The sequence below is a fragment of the Microcystis sp. LE19-195.1E genome (genome assembly GCF_027532095.1).
Classification (GTDB): Bacteria; Cyanobacteriota; Cyanobacteriia; order Cyanobacteriales; family Microcystaceae; genus Microcystis; species Microcystis aeruginosa.
On sequence record NZ_JAPZSZ010000175.1, the window covers coordinates 1 to 1,675 of the forward strand.

Below are 1,675 nucleotides of genomic sequence, written 5' to 3' on the forward strand. Positions count from 1 at the left end.
GGCCAAGCTTTTCTGGTCGGAACCCCCTAAGCCGAGTTTTCAAGGTGCTGCGCCGTCCACTTGGTTTTCGAGACTGGCCTTTTAATTCTAACGTAAAGCCAACCTAGAACGGCGGGGTTTCAGACCCAAAATTTCCGATGAGAAAGTTATCCGCAATCAATAAAGTATCGAATCGGGGCAAGAAAAATTCAACTAAGAGGAGTTTAACTGATGACAGCCGCCACTGAAAAAGATTTAAAAAGATTGGAGGATTTAATTATCGGCATTGCCAACGGACAAAAAGCGATCGAAAACCGACTAACCACCATGGAAAACCGACTAACCACCATAGAAAACGGACAGAAGAATTTAGAGTTAGGGCAGTCGGAAATTAAAGGCGATATCCGAACCCTAGATGCGAAGATAGAGGGTTTAAGCGATCGAGTTAAAGTTATAGAGAACGCGGCGGGAAAAACCACCGATCTCGCCGAAAAAGTCGGAGAATTGAAAAACTGGAAACAGATCGGAGTAGTGGTGATCACCGCTGCGCTCAGTTCGATCCTCAGTGGTGTTACGGGTGGGGTAATCGGTTGGCTAATCCGAGCGGCGAAAGTTAATCCCTAATGGCGTTGCCGAATCAAGAATATGAATGCTGATTTTGCACCCGTCCACCAGCCAACCTAGTCCTAGGTTTTAAAAATTGCCCAAGAAGACAGGTGATAATTATCGCCAAAATACTCTAGGCAGTAACCTAAATAACCAACCCTAAAAAAACTCTCTGCTACACTTGAGTCAGTAGATGCACCCTGATGAAAAAGGAGAGTCAAAGAAAGCTCTCCTTTTTTTTTGAGAAAGCAATCCCGGGGGGATTTAGCCGCGGTTAGCAGGTAGTTTCGCTTTGCGCGCCATGTCTTTGAAACCATTCAAACTTGGACCAGGGCGACGGCGAGACAGACTAGGAGTAATCAAGTATTTTGTCGCAAATTCCACTTCTTGCGGCTCTACTTTACCGTTAGTAGCGGCTACGGGTGCCGGTGCGCTCACAGGAGCGGCGGGAGTTTCTTTTACTTGCTTTTCTTTCTTAACAGAAGTTTTTTTGGCTTTTTTCTCGGCTACGGGGGCGGCAGCAGACTCCACAGCAGGGGCAGGCGCTTCCACAACAGGCGCCGCTGCTGCCGTGGTTGCTGTCGCTTTTTGTTCACCATCGGTTTCTTTTAGTTCTAGGTAAAAGTCAGATTTTTTGCCACCAAAGAGATTTTTTAACATCGGGGATCACTCCGAGAGTTGGGAAAATGTAAAAGACTAGGTATTTTAAAATTTATCATTGACCGGGATCAGGCAGCAAACAAGATTATTCTCTTGACGATTTGCCTCTTTCATCTATTTTTTTCTGGATAATCCCTATCAGAAAAAGTGGTTAAAAACAAGTTAAATTTACAAAAATTAACAAAAATCTAGAACGAGAAACCCCGACGCAAACAAGGGCAAAAACTGCTAGAGACGTTGCTGACAACGTCTCTAGATTATTTAGGGTTTGCTGAATAAATCTAAAAACCTTGTTGGATAAGGTTTTTAGACTTTTTTTCCCTCAAAAAGTGCCGACCATTGGAGTGATTGGGGGGAAAATTCCGGGACTTTTTCCCTGAAAATTAGGTAGTTGACCACCTGAAAATCGATAAAACCCCACACCCCACAC

The 1,675-nt window shown here is 44.4% G+C and carries 2 protein-coding genes; one reads left to right on the forward strand and one right to left on the reverse strand.

What is annotated here, in order from left to right; translation table 11 throughout:
• Positions 1-210 precede the first annotated feature (210 nt).
• Positions 211-603: a hypothetical protein gene (locus O9300_RS10085; protein WP_287971521.1), complete on the forward strand. Its 393-nt coding sequence runs from the start codon at positions 211-213 to the stop codon at positions 601-603.
• 246 nt (positions 604-849) lie between these two features.
• Here the strand turns inward: O9300_RS10085 and O9300_RS10090 are convergent, their stop codons facing one another.
• Positions 850-1,245: a hypothetical protein gene (locus O9300_RS10090; protein ID WP_190722705.1), complete on the reverse strand. Its 396-nt coding sequence runs from the start codon at positions 1,243-1,245 to the stop codon at positions 850-852.
• Positions 1,246-1,675 lie beyond the last annotated feature (430 nt).

Bases quoted from the DNA above. Each gene is read 5' to 3' on its own strand.
- O9300_RS10085 (WP_287971521.1), top strand. From the start codon at position 211: ATGACAGCCGCCACTGAAAAAGATTTAAAAAGATTGGAGGATTTAATT.
- O9300_RS10090 (WP_190722705.1), bottom strand. From the start codon at position 1,245: ATGTTAAAAAATCTCTTTGGTGGCAAAAAATCTGACTTTTACCTAGAA.